General features: G+C 62.9%; 19 protein-coding genes and 1 pseudogene. 14 read left to right on the forward strand and 6 right to left on the reverse strand.

All coding sequences use genetic code 11. The features are described 5' to 3' along the window. The first annotated feature begins 167 nt into the window (after positions 1 to 167). The 13 genes and pseudogenes from ccmA to P2T68_RS10215 all read left to right on the forward strand — a co-directional run bounded on the left by ccmA (position 168) and on the right by P2T68_RS10215 (position 9,853). Positions 168 to 803: a cytochrome c biogenesis heme-transporting ATPase CcmA gene (ccmA, locus tag P2T68_RS10160; RefSeq protein WP_024074262.1), complete on the forward strand. Its 636-nt coding sequence runs from the start codon at positions 168 to 170 to the stop codon at positions 801 to 803. Beyond that, the gene (gene ccmB / locus P2T68_RS10165; protein ID WP_277379324.1) at positions 800 to 1,468 is read left to right on the forward strand and encodes a heme exporter protein CcmB; all 669 of its coding nucleotides are present in this window, start codon (positions 800 to 802) and stop codon (positions 1,466 to 1,468) included. Before ccmA ends, ccmB begins: the two co-directional genes overlap by 4 nt. Positions 1,469 to 1,555: 87 nt before the next feature. Continuing rightward, positions 1,556 to 2,311, forward strand: coding sequence for a heme ABC transporter permease (locus P2T68_RS10170; RefSeq protein WP_024074264.1), 756 nt, complete (start codon positions 1,556 to 1,558; stop codon positions 2,309 to 2,311). Continuing rightward, positions 2,308 to 2,484 (forward strand): heme exporter protein CcmD, encoded by a 177-nt coding sequence (ccmD, locus tag P2T68_RS10175; RefSeq protein WP_003172771.1) that lies wholly within the window; start codon positions 2,308 to 2,310, stop codon positions 2,482 to 2,484. Before P2T68_RS10170 ends, ccmD begins: the two co-directional genes overlap by 4 nt. Continuing rightward, positions 2,481 to 2,936, forward strand: coding sequence for a cytochrome c maturation protein CcmE (ccmE, locus tag P2T68_RS10180; RefSeq protein ID WP_024074265.1), 456 nt, complete (start codon positions 2,481 to 2,483; stop codon positions 2,934 to 2,936). The genes ccmD and ccmE overlap by 4 nt, the downstream gene beginning before the upstream one ends. Before the next feature lie 3 nt (positions 2,937 to 2,939). Then, a complete protein-coding gene (locus P2T68_RS10185; protein WP_024074266.1) occupies positions 2,940 to 4,928 on the forward strand; it encodes a heme lyase CcmF/NrfE family subunit in 1,989 nt (662 codons plus the stop codon). Then, a complete protein-coding gene (locus P2T68_RS10190; RefSeq protein WP_102625558.1) occupies positions 4,925 to 5,461 on the forward strand; it encodes a DsbE family thiol:disulfide interchange protein in 537 nt (178 codons plus the stop codon). The genes P2T68_RS10185 and P2T68_RS10190 overlap by 4 nt, the downstream gene beginning before the upstream one ends. Further along, the gene (locus P2T68_RS10195) at positions 5,458 to 5,931 is read left to right on the forward strand and encodes a cytochrome c-type biogenesis protein (RefSeq protein WP_024074268.1); all 474 of its coding nucleotides are present in this window, start codon (positions 5,458 to 5,460) and stop codon (positions 5,929 to 5,931) included. The genes P2T68_RS10190 and P2T68_RS10195 overlap by 4 nt, the downstream gene beginning before the upstream one ends. After that, a complete protein-coding gene (gene ccmI / locus P2T68_RS10200; protein WP_150293170.1) occupies positions 5,924 to 7,114 on the forward strand; it encodes a c-type cytochrome biogenesis protein CcmI in 1,191 nt (396 codons plus the stop codon). Before P2T68_RS10195 ends, ccmI begins: the two co-directional genes overlap by 8 nt. 15 nt (positions 7,115 to 7,129) lie before the next feature. After that, on the forward strand, positions 7,130 to 7,519 hold the full coding sequence (locus tag P2T68_RS10205) for a hypothetical protein (protein ID WP_024074270.1): 390 nt from the start codon (positions 7,130 to 7,132) through the stop codon (positions 7,517 to 7,519). Positions 7,520 to 8,455: 936 nt separating this feature from the next. After that, positions 8,456 to 9,028 carry a phosphonate metabolism protein/1,5-bisphosphokinase (PRPP-forming) PhnN gene (gene phnN / locus P2T68_RS10210; RefSeq protein ID WP_024074272.1) on the forward strand — a complete coding sequence of 191 codons (573 nt, stop codon included), beginning with the start codon at positions 8,456 to 8,458 and terminating at the stop codon, positions 9,026 to 9,028. Between the two features lie 337 nt (positions 9,029 to 9,365). Next, a pseudogene (locus tag P2T68_RS35170) lies at positions 9,366 to 9,437 on the forward strand (type II toxin-antitoxin system HicA family toxin); the annotation flags it as partial. An 11-nt stretch (positions 9,438 to 9,448) separates the two neighbouring features. After that, positions 9,449 to 9,853 carry a type II toxin-antitoxin system HicB family antitoxin gene (locus tag P2T68_RS10215; RefSeq protein WP_069075574.1) on the forward strand — a complete coding sequence of 135 codons (405 nt, stop codon included), beginning with the start codon at positions 9,449 to 9,451 and terminating at the stop codon, positions 9,851 to 9,853. Here the strand turns inward: P2T68_RS10215 and P2T68_RS10220 are convergent. Then, the gene (locus P2T68_RS10220) at positions 9,850 to 11,046 is read right to left on the reverse strand and encodes an MFS transporter (RefSeq protein WP_277379325.1); all 1,197 of its coding nucleotides are present in this window, start codon (positions 11,044 to 11,046) and stop codon (positions 9,850 to 9,852) included. The genes P2T68_RS10215 and P2T68_RS10220 overlap by 4 nt on opposite strands. A gap of 178 nt (positions 11,047 to 11,224) precedes the next feature. On the opposite strand from P2T68_RS10220, the gene P2T68_RS10225 reads away from it, so the two are divergent. Beyond that, positions 11,225 to 11,839, forward strand: coding sequence for a DUF5666 domain-containing protein (locus P2T68_RS10225; protein WP_024074274.1), 615 nt, complete (start codon positions 11,225 to 11,227; stop codon positions 11,837 to 11,839). A gap of 128 nt (positions 11,840 to 11,967) precedes the next feature. Here P2T68_RS10225 and P2T68_RS10230 read toward each other — a convergent pair whose 3' ends face one another. The 5 genes from P2T68_RS10230 to P2T68_RS10250 all read right to left on the reverse strand — a co-directional run bounded on the left by P2T68_RS10230 (position 11,968) and on the right by P2T68_RS10250 (position 17,535). Then, a complete protein-coding gene (locus P2T68_RS10230) occupies positions 11,968 to 12,972 on the reverse strand; it encodes a sulfate ABC transporter substrate-binding protein (RefSeq protein ID WP_024074275.1) in 1,005 nt (334 codons plus the stop codon). A 95-nt stretch (positions 12,973 to 13,067) separates the two neighbouring features. After that, positions 13,068 to 13,892: an ion transporter gene (locus tag P2T68_RS10235; protein ID WP_024074276.1), complete on the reverse strand. Its 825-nt coding sequence runs from the start codon at positions 13,890 to 13,892 to the stop codon at positions 13,068 to 13,070. A 31-nt stretch (positions 13,893 to 13,923) separates the two neighbouring features. Further along, entirely contained in the window at positions 13,924 to 14,799 is an 876-nt protein-coding gene (locus tag P2T68_RS10240; RefSeq protein ID WP_069075575.1) for an urea transporter, read from the reverse strand. Positions 14,800 to 14,849: 50 nt separating this feature from the next. Next, complete coding sequence (gene pyk, locus P2T68_RS10245; RefSeq protein ID WP_024074278.1) at positions 14,850 to 16,265, reverse strand: pyruvate kinase; 1,416 nt, start codon at positions 16,263 to 16,265, stop codon at positions 14,850 to 14,852. Beyond that, entirely contained in the window at positions 16,255 to 17,535 is a 1,281-nt protein-coding gene (locus P2T68_RS10250; RefSeq protein WP_024074279.1) for a glycerate kinase, read from the reverse strand. Before P2T68_RS10250 ends, pyk begins: the two co-directional genes overlap by 11 nt. Between the last annotated feature and the right edge of the window lie 138 nt (positions 17,536 to 17,673).

Consider the following 17,673-nt stretch of genomic DNA (forward strand, 5'->3'; position numbering starts at 1 on the left):
TAGCGTAGGGCATCGCATGTATAATGCCGCCCGTCTGCAAAGAGAGCGGTAAAAACCTCACAACTATTTGATCCAGCTCTCTAAAATCGGTCGCCAAAGCCGTTATTGTGCTTCTTTCTATAACGGCCGCTGCACCGCCGACTTGAACCGTAAAGGCCCGCGATCTCTTGACCAGCCCTCTTCTTGAAGCCGTAGCGCTTGCCTGTGAACGCGACCTGCGCCTGCTGTTCGAACACCTCGAATTGCGTCTGGCTGGCGGTGACATGGTGCAGATCAGCGGCCCCAATGGCAGCGGCAAGACCAGCCTGTTACGCCTGTTGGCCGGGCTGATGCAGCCGACGGCCGGTGAAGTCCGGCTCAATGGCAAGCCGTTGAACGAACAGCGCACCGAGCTGGCCCGCAACCTGGTCTGGATCGGCCACGCCGCCGGTATCAAGGACGTGCTCAGCGCCGAAGAAAACCTCAGCTGGCTCAGCGCCCTGCATCACCCTGCCTCCCGCGATGCCATCTGGCAGGCCCTGGCCGCAGTCGGCCTCAAGGGCTTTGAAGACGTTCCCTGTCACACCCTGTCCGCTGGCCAACAGCGTCGCGTGGCCCTGGCGCGCCTGTACCTGCCGGGCCCGCCGTTGTGGATTCTCGACGAACCGTTCACCGCCCTCGATAAACAAGGCGTCGCCCAGCTCGAAGAGCACCTGGCCCGTCACTGCGAGCAGGGCGGCATGGTGGTGCTGACCACCCACCACACGCTGGTGCGTATGCCCGCCGGCTACCGTGACCTTGACCTGGGCCGGTGGTCGCTATGAGTGTGTTCGCCCTGCTGGTCGCACGCGAAGCGCGGTTGTTGTGCCGCCGCCCGGCGGAACTGGCCAACCCGCTGGTGTTCTTCGCGATTGTGATCGCATTGTTCCCGTTGGCCGTCGGCCCCGAGACTAAACTGTTGCAAACCTTGTCGCCGGGGCTGGTGTGGGTGGCGGCGCTTTTAGCCGTCCTGCTCTCGCTGGATGGGCTGTTTCGCAGTGATTTCGAAGACGGTTCCCTCGAACAGTGGGTCCTTTCGTCGCACCCCCTGCCACTTCTGGTACTGGCCAAGGTACTGGCACACTGGGCTTTTTCCGGCCTGGCGCTGGTGCTGCTCTCGCCGTTGCTGGCGATGATGCTAGGGTTGCCCACTGAGTGCCTGCCGGTGTTGCTGCTTTCCTTGTTGCTCGGCACGCCGACCCTCAGCCTGTTGGGGGCGGTAGGCGCGGCGCTGACGGTAGGTTTGAAGCGCGGAGGCCTGTTGCTGGCGCTGTTGATTCTGCCGTTGTATATCCCGGTGTTGATCCTGGGCAGCGGCGCTTTGCAAGCCGCGCTCATGGGCATGCCGGCGACCGGTTACCTGCTGTGGCTGGGTAGCCTGACCGCCCTGGCGGTAACCCTGACACCCTTTGCTATAGCGGCCGGCCTGAAGATCAGCGTCGGCGAATAATGAGGTCTGGCCAAGCGTTCTAAACCTTAGCCAGTAAAGACCCTGAGCTTCCCGTGACGACGGGCAGCAACCGTGATGGAAACAGCAATGAACTGGACCTGGTTTCACAAGCTCGGCTCGCCTAAGTGGTTTTACGGCATCAGCGGCAAGCTGCTGCCGTGGTTGAGCGTCGCCGCCATTTTGCTGATCGGCATCGGCCTGGTCTGGGGCCTGGCCTTCGCGCCGCCGGACTACCAGCAAGGCAACAGCTTTCGCATCATCTATATCCATGTGCCCACCGCGATGCTGGCCCAGTCCTGCTACGTGATGCTGGCGGTGTGCGGCATCGTCGGCCTGGTGTGGAAGATGAAGCTGGCGGACGTCGCCCTGCAATGCGCCGCGCCCATCGGCGCGTGGATGACCGCCGTGGCGCTGGTCACGGGCGCGATCTGGGGCAAACCCACCTGGGGTTCGTGGTGGGTGTGGGATGCACGACTAACGTCCATGTTGATCCTGCTGTTCCTGTACTTCGGTCTGATTGCCCTGGGCAACGCGATCAGCAATCGTGACAGCGCCGCCAAGGCCTGCGCGGTGCTGGCGATTGTCGGCGTGATCAATATCCCGATCATCAAATACTCGGTGGAGTGGTGGAACACCCTGCACCAGGGCGCCACCTTCACCCTCACCGAAAAGCCGGCCATGCCCGTGGAAATGTGGGCACCGCTGCTGCTGATGGTGCTGGGGTTCTACTGTTTCTTCGGCGCGGTGCTGCTGATGCGCATGCGCCTCGAAGTGCTCAAGCGTGAAGCCCGCACCACGTGGGTCAAGGCCGAAGTGCAAGCCAGCCTGGGAGCGCGTGGATGAGTTTTGCTTCTTTCAGTGATTTTCTCGCCATGGGCCACCATGGCCTGTATGTCTGGACGGCCTATGGCATCTGCCTGGCGGTGCTGGCCCTCAACGTCGCCGCGCCGATCCTGGCTCGCAAGCGTTACCTGCAACAAGAGGCGCGTCGTCTGCGCCGGGAGACCGAAAAGTGAATCCGCTGCGTAGAAAGCGTCTGTTGATCATCCTTGCCATCCTGGTGGGCGTCGGCATTGCCGTCGGCCTGGCCTTGAGTGCCCTGCAACAGAACATCAACCTGTTCTACACCCCGACCCAGATCGCCAATGGCGAAGCCCCGCAGGACACGCGCATCCGCGCCGGCGGCATGGTGGAGAAGGGCTCGCTCAAACGCTCCGGTGATTCCCTTGACGTCACCTTCGTGGTCACCGACTTCAACAAGGCCGTGACCATCACCTATCGCGGCATCCTCCCGGACCTGTTCCGCGAAGGCCAGGGCATTGTCGCCCTGGGCAAGCTCAACGCCGACGGCGTGGTGGTGGCGGATGAAGTGCTGGCCAAGCACGACGAGAAGTACATGCCGCCCGAGGTCACCAAGGCGTTGAAAGACAGCGGCCAACCCGCTCCAGCACCCGTCAAGGAGGGCTAAGTGATGACGTCCGCACTGTTTATTCCAGAGTTGGGCCAGTTGGCGATGATTCTCGCCCTGTGCTTTGCCATCGTGCAGGCCGTGGTGCCGTTGCTCGGCGCCTGGCGCGGCGATCGCCTGTGGATGAGCCTGGCGCAGCCGGCCGCCTGGGGCCAATGTGCATTCCTGGTCTTCGCGTTCGGCTGCCTGACCTACGCCTTTATGACCGACGACTTTTCTGTCGCCTACGTGGCCAATAACTCCAACAGCGCCTTGCCCTGGTACTACAAGTTCAGCGCCGTGTGGGGCGCCCACGAAGGGTCGTTGCTGCTGTGGGCCTTGATTCTCGGCGGCTGGACGTTCGCCGTGTCGATCTTCTCGCGGCAATTGCCACAAGTGATGCTGGCGCGGGTGCTGGCGGTGATGGGCATGATCAGCATCGGCTTCCTGCTGTTCCTGATCATGACCTCCAACCCGTTTACCCGCATCCTGCCGCAGATCCCGGCGGACGGGCATGACCTCAACCCGTTGTTGCAGGACATCGGCCTGATCGTGCATCCACCGATGCTCTACATGGGGTACGTGGGTTTCTCGGTGGCTTTTGCCTTCGCCATTGCCGCCTTGCTCGGCGGGCGCCTGGATGCGGCCTGGGCGCGCTGGTCGCGGCCCTGGACCATCGTGGCCTGGGCCTTCCTCGGCATTGGCATCACCCTCGGCTCCTGGTGGGCCTACTACGAGCTCGGCTGGGGCGGCTGGTGGTTCTGGGACCCGGTGGAAAACGCCTCGTTCATGCCGTGGCTGGTGGGCACCGCGCTGATTCACTCCCTGGCCGTTACCGAAAAGCGTGGCGTGTTTAAGAGCTGGACCGTGTTGCTGGCCATCGCGGCATTTTCCCTCAGCCTGCTCGGCACCTTCCTTGTGCGTTCGGGCGTACTGACTTCGGTGCATGCGTTCGCGTCTGATCCTGCGCGCGGCGTGTTTATCCTGATCTTCCTGCTGTGTGTGGTGGGGGGCTCACTGACCCTGTTCGCCCTGCGCGCGCCCGTGGTCAAGAGCCAGGTGGGCTTTAACCTGTGGTCGCGGGAAACCCTGTTGCTGGGCAATAACCTGGTGCTGGTGGTGGCCGCCTCGATGATCCTGCTCGGCACCCTGTACCCGCTGGTGCTGGATGCGCTGAGCGGCGCCAAGCTGTCCGTCGGGCCGCCGTACTTCAACGCGTTGTTTATCCCGTTGATGGGCCTGTTGATGGTGGTGATGGCGGTCGGCGTGCTGGTGCGCTGGAAAGACACCCCGGTCAAATGGCTGGCGGGCATGCTGATGCCAGTGCTGCTGGGCAGCGTCGCCTTGGCGGTGATCGCCGGAATCGCCTATGGCGATTTCAACTGGGCAGTACTGGCCACCTTCCTGCTCGCCGCCTGGGTGTTGCTGGCCGGTGTGCGCGATATTGTCGACAAGACCCGGCACAAGGGCCTGATCAATGGCCTGCCGACCCTGACCCGCAGCTACTGGGGCATGCAGATCGCCCACATCGGCATCGCCGTGTGCGCCCTGGGCGTCGTGCTCTCCAGCCAGAACAGCGCCGAGCGCGACCTGCGCCTGGCACCGGGCGAGTCCATGGACCTGGCCGGTTATCACTTCATCTTCGAAGGCGCCAAGCACTTCGAAGGGCCGAACTTCACCTCCGACAAAGGCACCATCCGCGTCGTGCGCAACGGTAAGGAAGTGGCCGTGCTGCACCCGGAAAAACGCTTGTATACCGTGCAGAGCTCGATGATGACCGAAGCCGGGATCGACGCCGGTTTCACCCGTGACCTCTACGTCGCCCTGGGTGAGCCACTGGGTGATGGCGCCTGGGCGGTGCGCGTGCATGTCAAACCGTTCGTGCGCTGGATCTGGTTCGGTGGGTTGATCACGGCGGTCGGTGGTTTGCTCGCGGCGCTGGACCGGCGCTATCGGGTCAAGGTCAAGAGCCGGGTGCGTGAAGCCCTCGGTCTGCAAGGAGCGGCGGTATGAAGCGTTGGTTGATGGTCGTGCCGCTGGCGGTGTTCCTGCTGATGGCGGTGTTCCTGTATCGCGGGTTGTACCTGAACCCGGCCGAGTTGCCCTCGGCCATGATCGGCAAGCCGTTCCCTGCCTTCAACCTGCCGACGGTACAGGGCGATAAAACCCTGACCCAGGCCGACCTGCTGGGCAAACCGGCGCTGGTCAACGTGTGGGGCACCTGGTGCATCTCCTGCCGCGTCGAACACCCGGTGCTGAACAAGCTTGCCGAGAAGGGGGTGGTGATCTACGGCATCAACTACAAGGACGACAACGCGGCGGCCTTGAAATGGCTGGCCGAGTTCCACAACCCATACCAGTTGGATATCCGCGATGAAGACGGCAACCTCGGTTTGAACCTCGGCGTCTACGGTGCCCCGGAAACCTTCTTTATCGACGCCAAGGGTGTGATTCGCGACAAATACGTCGGCGTGATCGACGAGGTGGTGTGGCGTGAGCAACTGGCCGCCAAGTACCAGGCACTGGTCGACGAGGCCAAGCCATGAAGCGTCTGTTAGCCGCTGCCGTACTGGCGCTGGGCTTGGCCGGTGTGGCCCATGCCGCCATCGACACGTACGAATTTGCCAAGGACGCTGACCGCGAACGTTTCCGCGAATTGACCAAGGAACTGCGCTGCCCCAAGTGCCAGAACCAGGACATTGCCGATTCCAACGCGCCGATCGCCGCCGACCTGCGCAAAGAGATCTTCCGCATGCTGGGGGAGGGCAAGGACAACCAGCAGATCATCGACTTCATGGTCGACCGCTACGGTGATTTCGTGCGCTACAAACCGGCCCTCACCGGCAAGACCGCGCTGCTCTGGTTCGGCCCCGCCGGGCTGCTGCTGACCGGGGTGGTCGTCATGGCCGTGATTGTCCGCCGTCGCCGCGCCGCGCCTACCGATGGCTCCGACGCGCTATCCCCCGAAGAGCGTAAACGCCTCGACCAATTGCTGGACACCAAGACTGATGATTGATTTCTGGCTCGCAGCCGGGTTGCTGCTTCTGATTGCCCTGAGTTTCCTATTGATCCCTGTGTTGCGCGGCCGCCGTGCCCAGCGTGAAGAGGACCGCACGGCGCTGAACGTGGCGCTCTACCAAGAACGCGTGGCCGAGCTGCAAGTGCAGCAGGACGAAGGCGTACTCAACGCCGCGCAACTCGACACCGGCCGCGCCGAAGCTGCCCGCGAGCTGCTGGCCGACACCGAAGGCGTGGAAAAACCCCGCGAGTCGCGCCTGGGCAAACCCTTGCCATTGTTGGCGGCGTTCCTGGTGCCGGTGCTGGGCGTTGTGCTTTACCTGCATTATGGCGCCAGCGACAAGGTCGAACTGACTCGCGAATTCTCCCAGCCGCCGGTGTCCATGCAAGACATGACCCGCCGCCTGGAACGTGCTGCCGCCGCGCAACCGGACTCTGCCGAAGGCCTGTACTTCCTCGGGCGTGCCTACATGGCACAAGACCGTTCGGCCGATGCCGCCAAAGTCTTCGAGCGCACCGTGGCCCTGGCCGGGCGCCAGCCTGAGCTGTTGGGGCAATGGGCCCAGGCCCAGTACTTCGCCGACAACAAACAGTGGTCGCCCAAAATCCAGGCCCTGACCGACGAAGCCCTGAAGCTGGACCCCAAGGAAGTCACCAGCCTCGGCCTGCTCGGTATTGCCGCGTTTGAAGGCCAGCGCTATCAGGAAGCGATCGACTACTGGAGCCGCCTGCTGGCCCAACTGCCCCCGGAAGATAATTCCCGTGTCGCCCTGCAAGGCGGGATTGACCGCGCGGCAGAGAAGCTGAAAGAGAGCGGTGGCACCGTCGCCCAAGCGCCTAAGGCGACGCTGAAAGTTCGCGTGGATCTGTCCGCCGACGTGAAGGCCAAATCCCTGCCGGGCGACAGCGTTTTCATCTTCGCCCGCGCGGTCTCTGGCCCGCCGGCGCCTTTGGCGGCCAAGCGCGTGACCGTCGCCGACTTGCCCGTCACCGTCGAACTGGGCGATGCCGACGCGATGATGCCGCAGTTGAAACTGTCCAACTTCCCCGAAGTCCAACTGGTTGCGCGCATATCCCGGGCCGGTCAACCGACCACAGGCGAATGGATCGGCCGCAGCCAACCCCTGGCCAGCACCACCACTGCGCTGCAGCAGCTGACCATCGACAGTCCGGACCAGTAATTCGAGGAAACGCCTATGACCGCATTTGCACGTATCACCTTGCTCAGCCTGGTACTGGGGCTGAGCGCTTGTGCGGTCCACCGACCTCCCGCGCCCACCGGCCCGACCATCCCGCCGGGCCCATCGACCCAGCCGAGCACCAGGCCCTCCGGCCCGGTGACCCCGGCACCGAAACCTGTGCCAACCTCGTCACCCACCTTCGCCCCACCCCCCGGCGCCGCCAGCCACTGGGACGGCAAGATGCAGGTATACGTACTGGACGACCAGCCTGACACCTTCTACCGCCAGCGCACCTACTACCGCTGGAGCAACGGCTGGAGCCGCTCCATCAGCCCCAACGGGCCTTGGGAAGACACCGACGTGCACGGCGTGCCGCCGGGGTTGAGCAGGCAGTACGCCCAATGACAAAAGCCGACCTTCGGGTAATGCCAGTCATTACCCTGTAACTGTGCCGAGCGTGCTTGCTGTGCTGAGCGGGCTTGTTGTGGCGAGCGGGCTTGCCCTAATGCCGTTCAGTTAAGGCTTTTTTGTAGGAGCGAGCTTGCTCGCGAAGAACTCACAGGCGCCGCGTTCACTCAGGAAACACGCGTTATCGTTGACGTTTTTCGCGAGCAAGCTCGCTCCTACAGAAGGCGATGTACGCTTAACTGAACGGCATTAGGGCTTGCCCGCGTTGGGCTGCGAAGCAGCCCCAAAACCTGGCGATTTAATATGCCTGGAGAAACGCGGTGGCCTTATTGGGGCCGCTTCGCAGCCCAACGCGGGGCAAGCCCGCTCGCCACAACAAGCCCGCTCGCCACAGGTTACTCTTTGTTCGTTCTATCTCTTGACTGACTGGCATCAGGGTTTAGATCTGCGCGCTATCAAGCCACGGCGCGGAGAGGTGATCGAACGCCACCCGAAATCTGTGTAGCGCCGGTCCTAACGATGAGGCGGCATAAGAAAGAACGAGCCGTACGCAGATTGGGCGCCGGGGGATGGAAACCCGGCAGGGGCATGCCCTCCTGCGTACAGCTCGCTCGACATCATGCGTGCCCGATCCAGGGCGAGCCGTAGGAAAAGTCTTGTTTTGCCCCGGCCCAGGCTATATCGGCGGATGTGCCGACATTCCCTCGCTGCTGGGTCGGTATGGAATCGACCGCTTTCGCCCAATGATGGCCGCGTCGAACGTGATGCGCGGTGGGGCGTACTCGGGTAGTGTGGCCACCTCCGGCCTGGCGACCCAACGGTTGCTGGATAGACTTTCCAGTGATGACGACGCGAGCAGCCGACGGCAAGCCCAGAGCTGTAAAGGCGTCCTGTAGTGCAACACATATGGCGACAAGCAAAGAGGGTGTTTTCATGGCAGGCAGGTTGATCTATCTCATCGGGCCATCGGGTTCGGGCAAGGACAGCCTGCTGGATGCGGCACGACCCCGCTTGGCCGAGCGCGGCTGCCGCTTGGTGCGCCGCGTGATTACCCGTTCGGCGGAAGCCGTGGGCGAGGCCGCGCAAGGGGTGAGCCCCGAACAGTTTGCCGCGATGGAGGCCGAGGGCGCGTTTGCCCTGAGCTGGCAGGCCAATGGGCTGTCCTACGGGATTCCCAGGCAAATTGACGAGTGGCTGGCGGCGGGGGAGGACGTGTTGGTCAATGGCTCCCGTGCGCACCTGGCGCAAACCCGTGAGCGCTACCCGACGTTGCTGGTGTTGTTGCTGACGGTTGACCAGGTCGTGTTGCGCCAGCGCCTGATTGCGCGTGGGCGTGAGTCTTTGCCAGATATTGAAGAACGCCTGGCGCGCAATGCGCGGTTCACCGCGCAACTGATCGCCGGCAATGAGGCAGGACTGTTTGTGCTGGATAACTCCGGCCCATTGGAGCACACCGTCGAGCGTCTGCTGTGCTGCCTCGACCAAGGGCACTCGGCGTGTGCTTGACCCTGCTGGGCCGGTAACGTGCGGCAAATCCCGGTCGAGTGCGCCGGCGCGTACCGGGGGGTTTCAGGGTGTGCCCCATGCCGACCCTTACGACTATTACGCACGTTTGCGCCGCGTCGACGAGCTGTTATTCGACACCGACCTCCGGATGTGGATCGCCAGCCGCACCAGGAGCGTCGAGGCAGTGCTGGCACATCCTGATAGTGGTTGAATGGACCTATCCCACGGTTCAAGCGTGCAGTGCTAAGCCAATAACCCTTCCACATATTCCACAAACGCCCGCGCCTTGGCGCTCGTCATCCTGCCTGTGGGGAACACCGCCCATAGATCCCGTGCGCATCCCAAGAAGGATCTGCCGCTGGGCACCGTCAGAAGCATCAGGAAACGCGCCGGGTTGTTTCAGTTTTAAGGAGAGCATTCATGCAATACCCAATCTGTATCGAATGGGGCGATGACTTCACCGCTACCGGTATCCAGATCCCCGATATTCCAGGCGCCGTCACTGCCGGGGACAGTTTTGAAGAAGCGTACAACGCTGCTGTGGAGGTCGCGCACATCCGGCTGCAGGAGATCGCCGCAGAGGGTGGGGTGATTCCGATGCCCACGTCGGTGGCCGATCATTACGCCCACGCAGACTATGCGGGGATGGGCTGGGGGATGCTGGAGTTGGACATCTCGCCCTATCTGGGCAAGACCGAGAAGGTCAATGTGACCTTGCCCGGCTATGTCATCCAGCGCATCGACCGGTATGTGCGCGAGCACAAGGTCAAAAGCCGCTCGTCATTTCTGGCGGACGCGGCTTTGGAGAAGTTGGTGCGCTCTTAGGCGGTGGCGACCGCCGCCTGCCGCGATGCACTGAGGAAGCGCAGTAACGCCAGCAACGGGAACGCGCTGCCCACCAGCATCACGCCCAGCCAGCCGCCGTGTTCGTACACGCTGCTGGCAATCGCCGAACCGAAGGCGCCGCCGATGAAAATGCTGGTCATGTACAGCGCGTTCAGGCGGCTGCGGCTGTTGGCGTCAAGGGCGTAGATGGCGCGTTGGCCGAGGACCATGTTCATCTGTACGCAGAAGTCCAGGACCACGCCGGTCACCGCCAGGCCGATCACGCTGTACAGCGGGTGGACGAAGGCCGGCAGGAAGCTCAACACCGCAAAGATCATGGCCAGCAGCGAAGCACGGTGGGTGTGGCCGGCATCGGCCAGGCGCCCGGCGATGGGGGCGGCGATGGCACCGATGGCGCCGACCAGGGCGAAGATCGCAATCTGGGTCTGGCTCAGGCCGTGGTTGCGCACCAACTCCAGCGGGGCGGCGGTCCAGAACAGGCTGAAGGTGGCGAACATGCAGCCTTGATAAAAGGCGCGTTGGCGCAGCAGCGGTTGATCACGCAGCAAGGTGCCGAGGGAGCGCAGCAGTTGGCCGTAACTGGCGGAGTGATCCGGTTGACGCTTGGGGATGGTCAGCATCAGCACCACGCTGATAAACGCCATCAACGCTGCCGCCGCCATGAACATCGCCCGCCAGCCAAAATGATCCGCCACCACGCTGGACACCGGCCGTGCCAGCAGGATGCCCAGCAGCAGGCCGCCCATGATGCTGCCCACCACCCGTCCCCGCGACTCGGCCGGCGCCAGGTGCGCGGCCAATGGGATCAGGATCTGCACCGACACCGAACTGAAGCCGATCAGCAGCGACACCAGCAGGAACAAGTTCGGCTGCTCGGTGAACGCCGCGCCCAACAGGCTGGCAATGGCTACCACGGTGGTGGCGATCATCAGCTTGCGGTTCTCCAGCAAGTCACCCAGGGGGACCAGGAAAAACAGGCCCAGGGCGTAGCCGATTTGCGTCAGCGATACGATCAGGCTGGCCATCGCCGGCGTCAGGCCGATGTCCGGTGCGATGAGTTCGATGATCGGTTGTGCATAGTAGATATTGGCGACGATGGCGCCGCAGCAAAACGCAAACAGCATCACCATCCCGCGGGTCATGGTGCTTGCAGCGTATGAGGTAGCGTTCATGGTGTTCTCATAAAAGCGAAGGAAGATGGCGAGCGAGAATAAAGACAAGGCCCGGCGGGCAGTAGGCCGTTTGTGGTGATAACACTCATGCCGGGCATTAATGACTGAAACGTTAATTTTCGGGTCGAAGGGCAATGATACATTCAGTCATAACTGCCGAAACAGGAAATCCAGTGCCATGAAGATCACGCTGAACAAGATGCTCCTGGCGTCAAGCCTGGCCGCCGCGATGGCCGTCGGCCTCGCCCACGCCGCGGAGGCGCCGCGGGTAGGCGTGCGCGGCGCCATCACCGCGATGGACGGCGACGCCATGCACGTCAAGGTCAACAGTGGTGAAGAGGTGACTGTGCACCTGACCCAGGCCACCCAGGTCCGCGCCGTGACCCTGGCCAAGATCGATGAGATCAAACCGGGCAGCTACATCGGCTCGGCCGCCATGCCCAACGCCGACGGCACCCTGACCGCCCTGGAAGTCCACGTGTTCCCACCGGCGATGGCCGGCACGGGTGACGGGCATCGGGCGTTCGACCTGAAGGAAGGCAGCAGCATGACCAACGGCACCGTCGGCGACCTGGTCGTCAGTAACGGGCGCACATTGACGGTGAAGTACAAGGGCGGCGAGCAGAAGATTGTGGTGCCGGAGGATGTGCCGATCGTCAACCTGGAGCCAGGAGACCGTAGCTTGCTTAAACCGGGGGTCAAGGTGGTGTTGTTCGCGGCACAGGGCAAGGACGGAACGATCACGGCCCAGGCGATTTCCGCCGGCAAGGATGGCGTGACACCGCCGATGTAACACCAACCACAAAACTAAATGTGGGAGGGGGCTTGCCCCCGATGGCGGAGTGTCAGTCGACAGATGTCTCACTGATGCACTGCCATCGGGGGCAAGCCCCCTCCCACATGTTTACCGCGTTTCTTCAGTTATTGACCGGAATAGATCTGGTCGAACACCCCACCATCATTGAAGTGGGTCTTCTGCACGGTACGCCAGTCACCAAAAGTCTTCTCCACCGACAGGAAGTCGACTTTCGGGAAGCGGTCGGTGTACTTGGCCAGCACCTTCGGGTCACGTGGGCGCAGGTAGTTGTTGGCCGCGATTTCCTGGCCTTCTGGCGACCACAGGTACTTCAGGTAATCTTCAGCGGCCACGCGGGTGCCTTTTTTCTCGACCACTTTGTCGACCACGGACACCGGCGGCTCGGCCTCGGCGGAGACGCTTGGGTAGATCACTTCGAATTGATCGCGGCCGAATTCACGGGCGATCATTTCCGCTTCGTTTTCAAAGGTCACCAGCACGTCGCCGATCTGGTTGGTCATGAACGTGGTGGTGGCTGCACGGCCGCCGGTATCCAGCACTGGCGCTTGCTTGAACAGCTTGCCGACAAACGCCTTGGCCTTCTCTTCATCACCGCCGTTCTTGAGCACATAACCCCAGGCCGACAGGTAGGTGTAGCGGCCGTTACCCGAGGTTTTCGGGTTGGGCACGATCACTTGCACGCCATCCTTGAGCAGGTCAGGCCAGTCTTTCAGGGCTTTGGGGTTGCCCTTGCGCACGATAAACACGGTGGCGGAGGTGAACGGTGCGCTGTTGTTCGGCAGGCGTGTTACCCAGTTGTCCGGTACCAGCTTGCCGTTGTCGACCAGGGCGTTGATGTCAGTGGCCATATTCATGGTGATCACGTCAGCCGGCAGGCCGTCGATCACCGAGCGCGCTTGTTTGCTGGAACCGCCGAAGGACATCTGCAACGTCAGCTTGTCGTTCGGGTGCTCGGCTTCCCAGTGCTTCTGGAAGGCGGCGTTGTAGTCCTTGTAGAAGTCGCGCATCACGTCATAGGAGACGTTGAGCAGGGTGACCGGTGCAGCCTGGACGGCGCCCGCCAGGGCAAGGCCGGCGGCCAGGAGAGAGGCGCTAACGAATTTTTTCACTGCTCATTCCTTGTTGTTCGAGAAGAGGGGGAGGCACATTGCCAGCGACTATAGCTGGGGCGGCATAGTCGTTTAAAGATTAAAAAGAACTTTGCTTATTCCACTTTCTTAAAAAGATTGCTGCCGCAGCGCGAGCAAAATGCTGCGTTGGGCTCGTGGCTGTCCTTCTTGCACACCGGGCAGTCGGTGTGCAGTTGCTCGCCACGCATGGCACTGGCCAGCTCCGCGGTAAAAATACCCGTGGGCACGGCAATGATCGAGTAACCGGTGATCATCACCAGCGAGGAAATCACCTGGCCCAGCGGTGTCTTTGGCACGATATCGCCGAAGCCCACGGTGGTCAGGGTCACGATCGCCCAATAGATGCCTTTGGGGATACTGGTAAAGCCGTGTTCCGGGCCTTCGATCACGTACATCAAGGTGCCGAACACCGTCACCAGGGTGCACACGCTCACCAGGAACACCACAATCTTCTGCTTGCTGCCGCGCAGCGCCGCCATCAGGTAGTTGGCCTGCTTGAGGTAGGGGCTGAGCTTGAGCACGCGGAAAATCCGCAGCATGCGGATGATGCGGATGATCAGCAGGTACTGCGCGTCGCTGTAATACAGCGCAAGGATGCCGGGCACGATGGCGAGCAAATCCACCAGCCCGTAAAAGCTGAAGGCGTAGCGCAACGGCTTGGGCGAGCAGTACAGGCGCAACCCGTACTCGATCAGGAAGATCAGCGTAAAGCCCCATTCAATGTAGGCCAGCACATCGGCGTAGTTCTGGTGGATCTGGTCGATGCTGTCGAGCATCACGATCACCAGGCTGGCGAGGATGATCAACAGCAGGATGCCGTCGAAGCGCCGTCCGGCGACGGTGTCGCTCTGAAAAACCATGACGTAGAGTCGCTGACGCCAGTCGTTGTTGCTGTCCATAAAGCCCGCCTGAATCGAATATCGAGCAAGCCTAGGGGGATTCAAAGGGGCTGTCCATGCGCGGTTTCCGAAGCACGCGAAGGCTGGCGCGCACCAGCCAGCAGGCGAGGATGAACGGCGCGGTCAGCGCTGGCAGGTGCAGGGCGGCAAAGCCGGGCGTGAGGATGATGGTCAGCAGGATGCCAAGCAGCGGCAGCCACGCTTGGCAACGCACCTGGCTGAGCGCCAACGCCGCCAGCGCAGGGTTGTAGCTGTGCAGGCCGAGCAGGGCGCTGGTGGGCTCCTTCAGCCACAGCGCAAGCAGCACGCCGGCACTGGTGCCGGTCAAGGCCCATATCGCGGAGCGTCGATTCGCCAGCCACAGGCCGAGGGCAATCAGGGCGCCGGCCTGGGGCTGATCCAACAGCATGATTTGCGCGAGCCCGGTCAACGGCGCGGCGCTGAGGGAAACGATGTCGGGTTGGGCCGGGGTAAGCGTGCTCGCGGGGACTGTTCCCAGCAGCAACCAACCCAGGCCGACAAAAGGCGCGGTATAGGCCGGCAAGTCATCGGGCTGGCTGGCGCGTTTCAACCATTGCCGCATCAGGATCGCACTCAAGCCGCCGCACGCCAGGATCAACGGTGGCAGCACGGCCGTCCAGGCGAACTGCTGACTGATCAACACGCCCACTAACACGCCGTTGTAGCTATAAAGCCCGGCCTGGCGCTCAGCCTTGGGATAACCGCGACGCTGGGCCGTGAGCAAGCCCGCCACGCCACCCAGCAGCGCGCCACCGAGCAAAGCCGGGGCGCCGATCAGGATTGCCAGCAGGCACAGCAGGCCGCACAGCGGATGGCGTTGCAGGACAATCTGGCTGAAGCCGTTGAGCAGGGCTTCGGCCCAGTCGGGGCAGGTTGGGTTGGGCATGGTGGGTATTCAGTGGGACCGAGTTGCCCCCGATGGGGCCCTGACAGGCGCTAGATCAGCGTCTCGATGCGCAGCGAGTTGGTCGACCCCGGCTGCCCAAATGGCACCCCGGCGGTAATCACCAAGGTATCCCCGCGTTGCGCCATGCCCTGGGCCTGGGCGATCTCCAGCGCCGTCGAGCACACTTCATCCACCTGGCGCAGCCGGTCATTGACCACCGAGTGCACGCCCCACGCCACGCTCAAGCGTCGCGCGGTCGAGAGGTTCGGCGTGAGGTTGAGGATCGGCGCCACCGGCCGTTCCCGCGCCGCGCGCAAGCTGGAGCTGCCCGACTCGCTGTAGTTCACCAGCACCGCCACCGGCAGGATGCTGCTGATGCGCCGGATCGCGCAGCTGATGGCATCCGACACCGTGGCATCCGCCTTGGGCCGGCTGACGTCGAGTTGGGCCTGGTAGTCCGGGCCGTTTTCCACCTGGCGGATGATCTTGCTCATCATCTGCACGGCTTCCAGTGGGTACTCGCCCGACGCCGTCTCCGCCGACAGCATCACCGCATCTGCGCCTTCGGCTACCGCATTGGCAACATCGGTGACTTCGGCGCGGGTCGGCGCCGGGGAGAAGCGCATGGATTCAAGCATCTGCGTGGCCACCACCACCGGTTTGCCCAACTGGCGGCAGGTGCTGATGATGTCCTTCTGGATTTGCGGCACGCTTTCGGCCGGTACCTCCACGCCCAAGTCGCCTCTGGCCACCATGATCGCATCGCTCAGTTCGGCAATTTCGTGCAGGCGCTGCACGGCCGAAGGCTTCTCGATCTTGGCCATCAGGAAGGCTTTGTCGCCAATCAGCTCGCGGGCTTCGCGGATGTCTTCCGGGCGCTGTACGAATGACAGTGCCACCCAGTCCACGCCCAGCTCCAGGCCGAAACTCAGGTCACGACGATCCTTGGCGGTCAGCGGGCTGAGTTCCAGCAGCGCCTGTGGGACGTTCACGCCTTTGCGGTCAGACAGTTCGCCGCCATTGAGTACGGTGGTGTCGATGGCATCGGTGTGCCTGGTGATCACCCGCAGGCGCAGTTTGCCGTCGTCCAGCAGCAGGTCCATGCCCGGTTCCAGGGCCTTGATGATTTCCGGGTGGGGCAGGTTGACCCGGCACTGGTCACCCGGCGTCGGGTCCAGGTCCAGGCGCAACGCCTGGCCACGCACCAGTTGCACTTTGCCCTCGGCAAAACGCCCGACCCGCAGCTTCGGCCCTTGCAGGTCCATGAGGATGCCCAACGGGTAATTGAGCTGGCGCTCCACCTGGCGAATCCATTGGTAGCGCTGGGCGTGATCGGCATGCTCGCCGTGGCTGAAGTTGAGGCGGAAGATATTCACCCCGGCTTCCACCAGTTCGCGGATGTGATCGATACCGTCGGTGGCCGGGCCCAGGGTGGCGAGGATTTTGACTTTCTTGTCAGGCGTCATGTTGGGCAGTCTCAAGAATCAGAATGGCGCGAAAATCGTTGACGTTGGTGCGGGTCGGTTCGGTGATGATCAAGCCGTCGAGGGCGGCGAAGTAGCCGTAGCCGTTGTTGTTATCCAACTCATCGCTGGCTGAAAGGCCCAGCGCTTCGGCACGCGCGTAACTGCACGGGGTCATGATGGCGCCGGCGTTGTCTTCCGAGCCGTCGATGCCGTCAGTGTCGCCGGCCAGGGCGTACACGCCGGGCAAGCCCTTGAGGCTATCGGTGAGGCTCAGCAGGAATTCCGCATTGCGCCCGCCACGGCCATCGCCACGTACGGTGACGGTGGTTTCGCCCCCCGAGAGGATCACGCACGGCGCCGCCAGCGGTTGGCCGTGCTGCACGATCTGCCGCGCGATACCGGCGTGCACCTTGGCCACCTCCCGCGCTTCGCCCTCGAGGTCGCCGAGGATCAGCGGGCTGAAACCGGCCTGGCGCACTTTAACCGCGACGGCTTCCAGGGATTGCTGGGGGCGGGCGATCAGTTGGAAGTGGCTGCGGGTCAGTATCGGGTCGCCGGGCTTGATGGTTTCTGACGCCGGGTTTTGCAACCAGCTGCGCACGGATGCCGGGGTGTCGATGCCGTAGCGGTTGAGGATCGCCAGGGCCTGTTGTGACGTACTTGGGTCGCCAACGGTCGGGCCGGAAGCGATGACCGTGGCCTGGTCACCCGGCACATCGGAAATTGCATAGGTATAGACCGTCGCCGGCCAGGCGGCCTTGGCCAGCCGCCCGCCCTTGATCGCCGAGAGATGCTTGCGTACGCAGTTCATCTCGCCGATGGTCGCGCCGGACTTGAGCAGGGCCTTGTTGACGGCCTGTTTGTCGGCCAGGCTGATGCCTTCGGCGGGCAGGGCCAGCAGGGCAGAGCCGCCACCAGAGAGCAGGAAGATCACGCGATCGTCTTCGCCAAGGTGGCTGATCAGTTCGAGCACTCGCTTGGCCACGGCCAGTCCGGCCGCATCCGGGACCGGATGCGCGGCTTCGACCACTTCGATTTTCTGGCACGGCGCGCCGTGGCCATAGCGGGTGACCACCAGGCCGCTGACTTCACCTTGCCAGCAATTTTCCACCACCAGCGCCATGGCGGCCGCGGCTTTGCCGGCGCCGATCACGATCACCCGACCGCTGCGGTCGGCGGGCAGGTAGGGTTCAAGGACTTGCCGGGGGTGGGCAGCGTCGATGGCTGTGGCAAACAGCTCGCGAAGCAGGTGTTGCGGATCGACCGACATAAGCGGGCTCCGGGGAATTTTTATTATTGGAAAGGTGGTGCAACCTGTAGGAGCGAGCTTGCTCGCGAAGGTCGTTAACGATAACGCGGGTAACCTGATACCCAGTGGCGCTCTCGGGTTTTTCGCGAGCGCGCTCGC

It is taken from the genome of Pseudomonas sp. G11 (assembly GCF_029457515.1).
Classification (GTDB): Bacteria; Pseudomonadota; Gammaproteobacteria; order Pseudomonadales; family Pseudomonadaceae; genus Aquipseudomonas; species Aquipseudomonas gorinensis.

Bases quoted from the DNA above. Each gene is read 5' to 3' on its own strand.
- ccmB (WP_277379324.1), top strand. From the start codon at position 800: ATGAGTGTGTTCGCCCTGCTGGTCGCACGCGAAGCGCGGTTGTTGTGC.
- P2T68_RS10170 (WP_024074264.1), top strand. From the start codon at position 1,556: ATGAACTGGACCTGGTTTCACAAGCTCGGCTCGCCTAAGTGGTTTTAC.
- ccmD (WP_003172771.1), top strand. From the start codon at position 2,308: ATGAGTTTTGCTTCTTTCAGTGATTTTCTCGCCATGGGCCACCATGGC.
- P2T68_RS10185 (WP_024074266.1), top strand. From the start codon at position 2,940: ATGACGTCCGCACTGTTTATTCCAGAGTTGGGCCAGTTGGCGATGATT.
- P2T68_RS10190 (WP_102625558.1), top strand. From the start codon at position 4,925: ATGAAGCGTTGGTTGATGGTCGTGCCGCTGGCGGTGTTCCTGCTGATG.
- P2T68_RS10195 (WP_024074268.1), top strand. From the start codon at position 5,458: ATGAAGCGTCTGTTAGCCGCTGCCGTACTGGCGCTGGGCTTGGCCGGT.
- ccmI (WP_150293170.1), top strand. From the start codon at position 5,924: ATGATTGATTTCTGGCTCGCAGCCGGGTTGCTGCTTCTGATTGCCCTG.
- P2T68_RS10205 (WP_024074270.1), top strand. From the start codon at position 7,130: ATGACCGCATTTGCACGTATCACCTTGCTCAGCCTGGTACTGGGGCTG.
- phnN (WP_024074272.1), top strand. From the start codon at position 8,456: ATGGCAGGCAGGTTGATCTATCTCATCGGGCCATCGGGTTCGGGCAAG.
- P2T68_RS10215 (WP_069075574.1), top strand. From the start codon at position 9,449: ATGCAATACCCAATCTGTATCGAATGGGGCGATGACTTCACCGCTACC.
- P2T68_RS10220 (WP_277379325.1), bottom strand. From the start codon at position 11,046: ATGAACGCTACCTCATACGCTGCAAGCACCATGACCCGCGGGATGGTG.
- P2T68_RS10225 (WP_024074274.1), top strand. From the start codon at position 11,225: ATGAAGATCACGCTGAACAAGATGCTCCTGGCGTCAAGCCTGGCCGCC.
- P2T68_RS10235 (WP_024074276.1), bottom strand. From the start codon at position 13,892: ATGGACAGCAACAACGACTGGCGTCAGCGACTCTACGTCATGGTTTTT.
- P2T68_RS10240 (WP_069075575.1), bottom strand. From the start codon at position 14,799: ATGCCCAACCCAACCTGCCCCGACTGGGCCGAAGCCCTGCTCAACGGC.
- pyk (WP_024074278.1), bottom strand. From the start codon at position 16,265: ATGACGCCTGACAAGAAAGTCAAAATCCTCGCCACCCTGGGCCCGGCC.
- P2T68_RS10250 (WP_024074279.1), bottom strand. From the start codon at position 17,535: ATGTCGGTCGATCCGCAACACCTGCTTCGCGAGCTGTTTGCCACAGCC.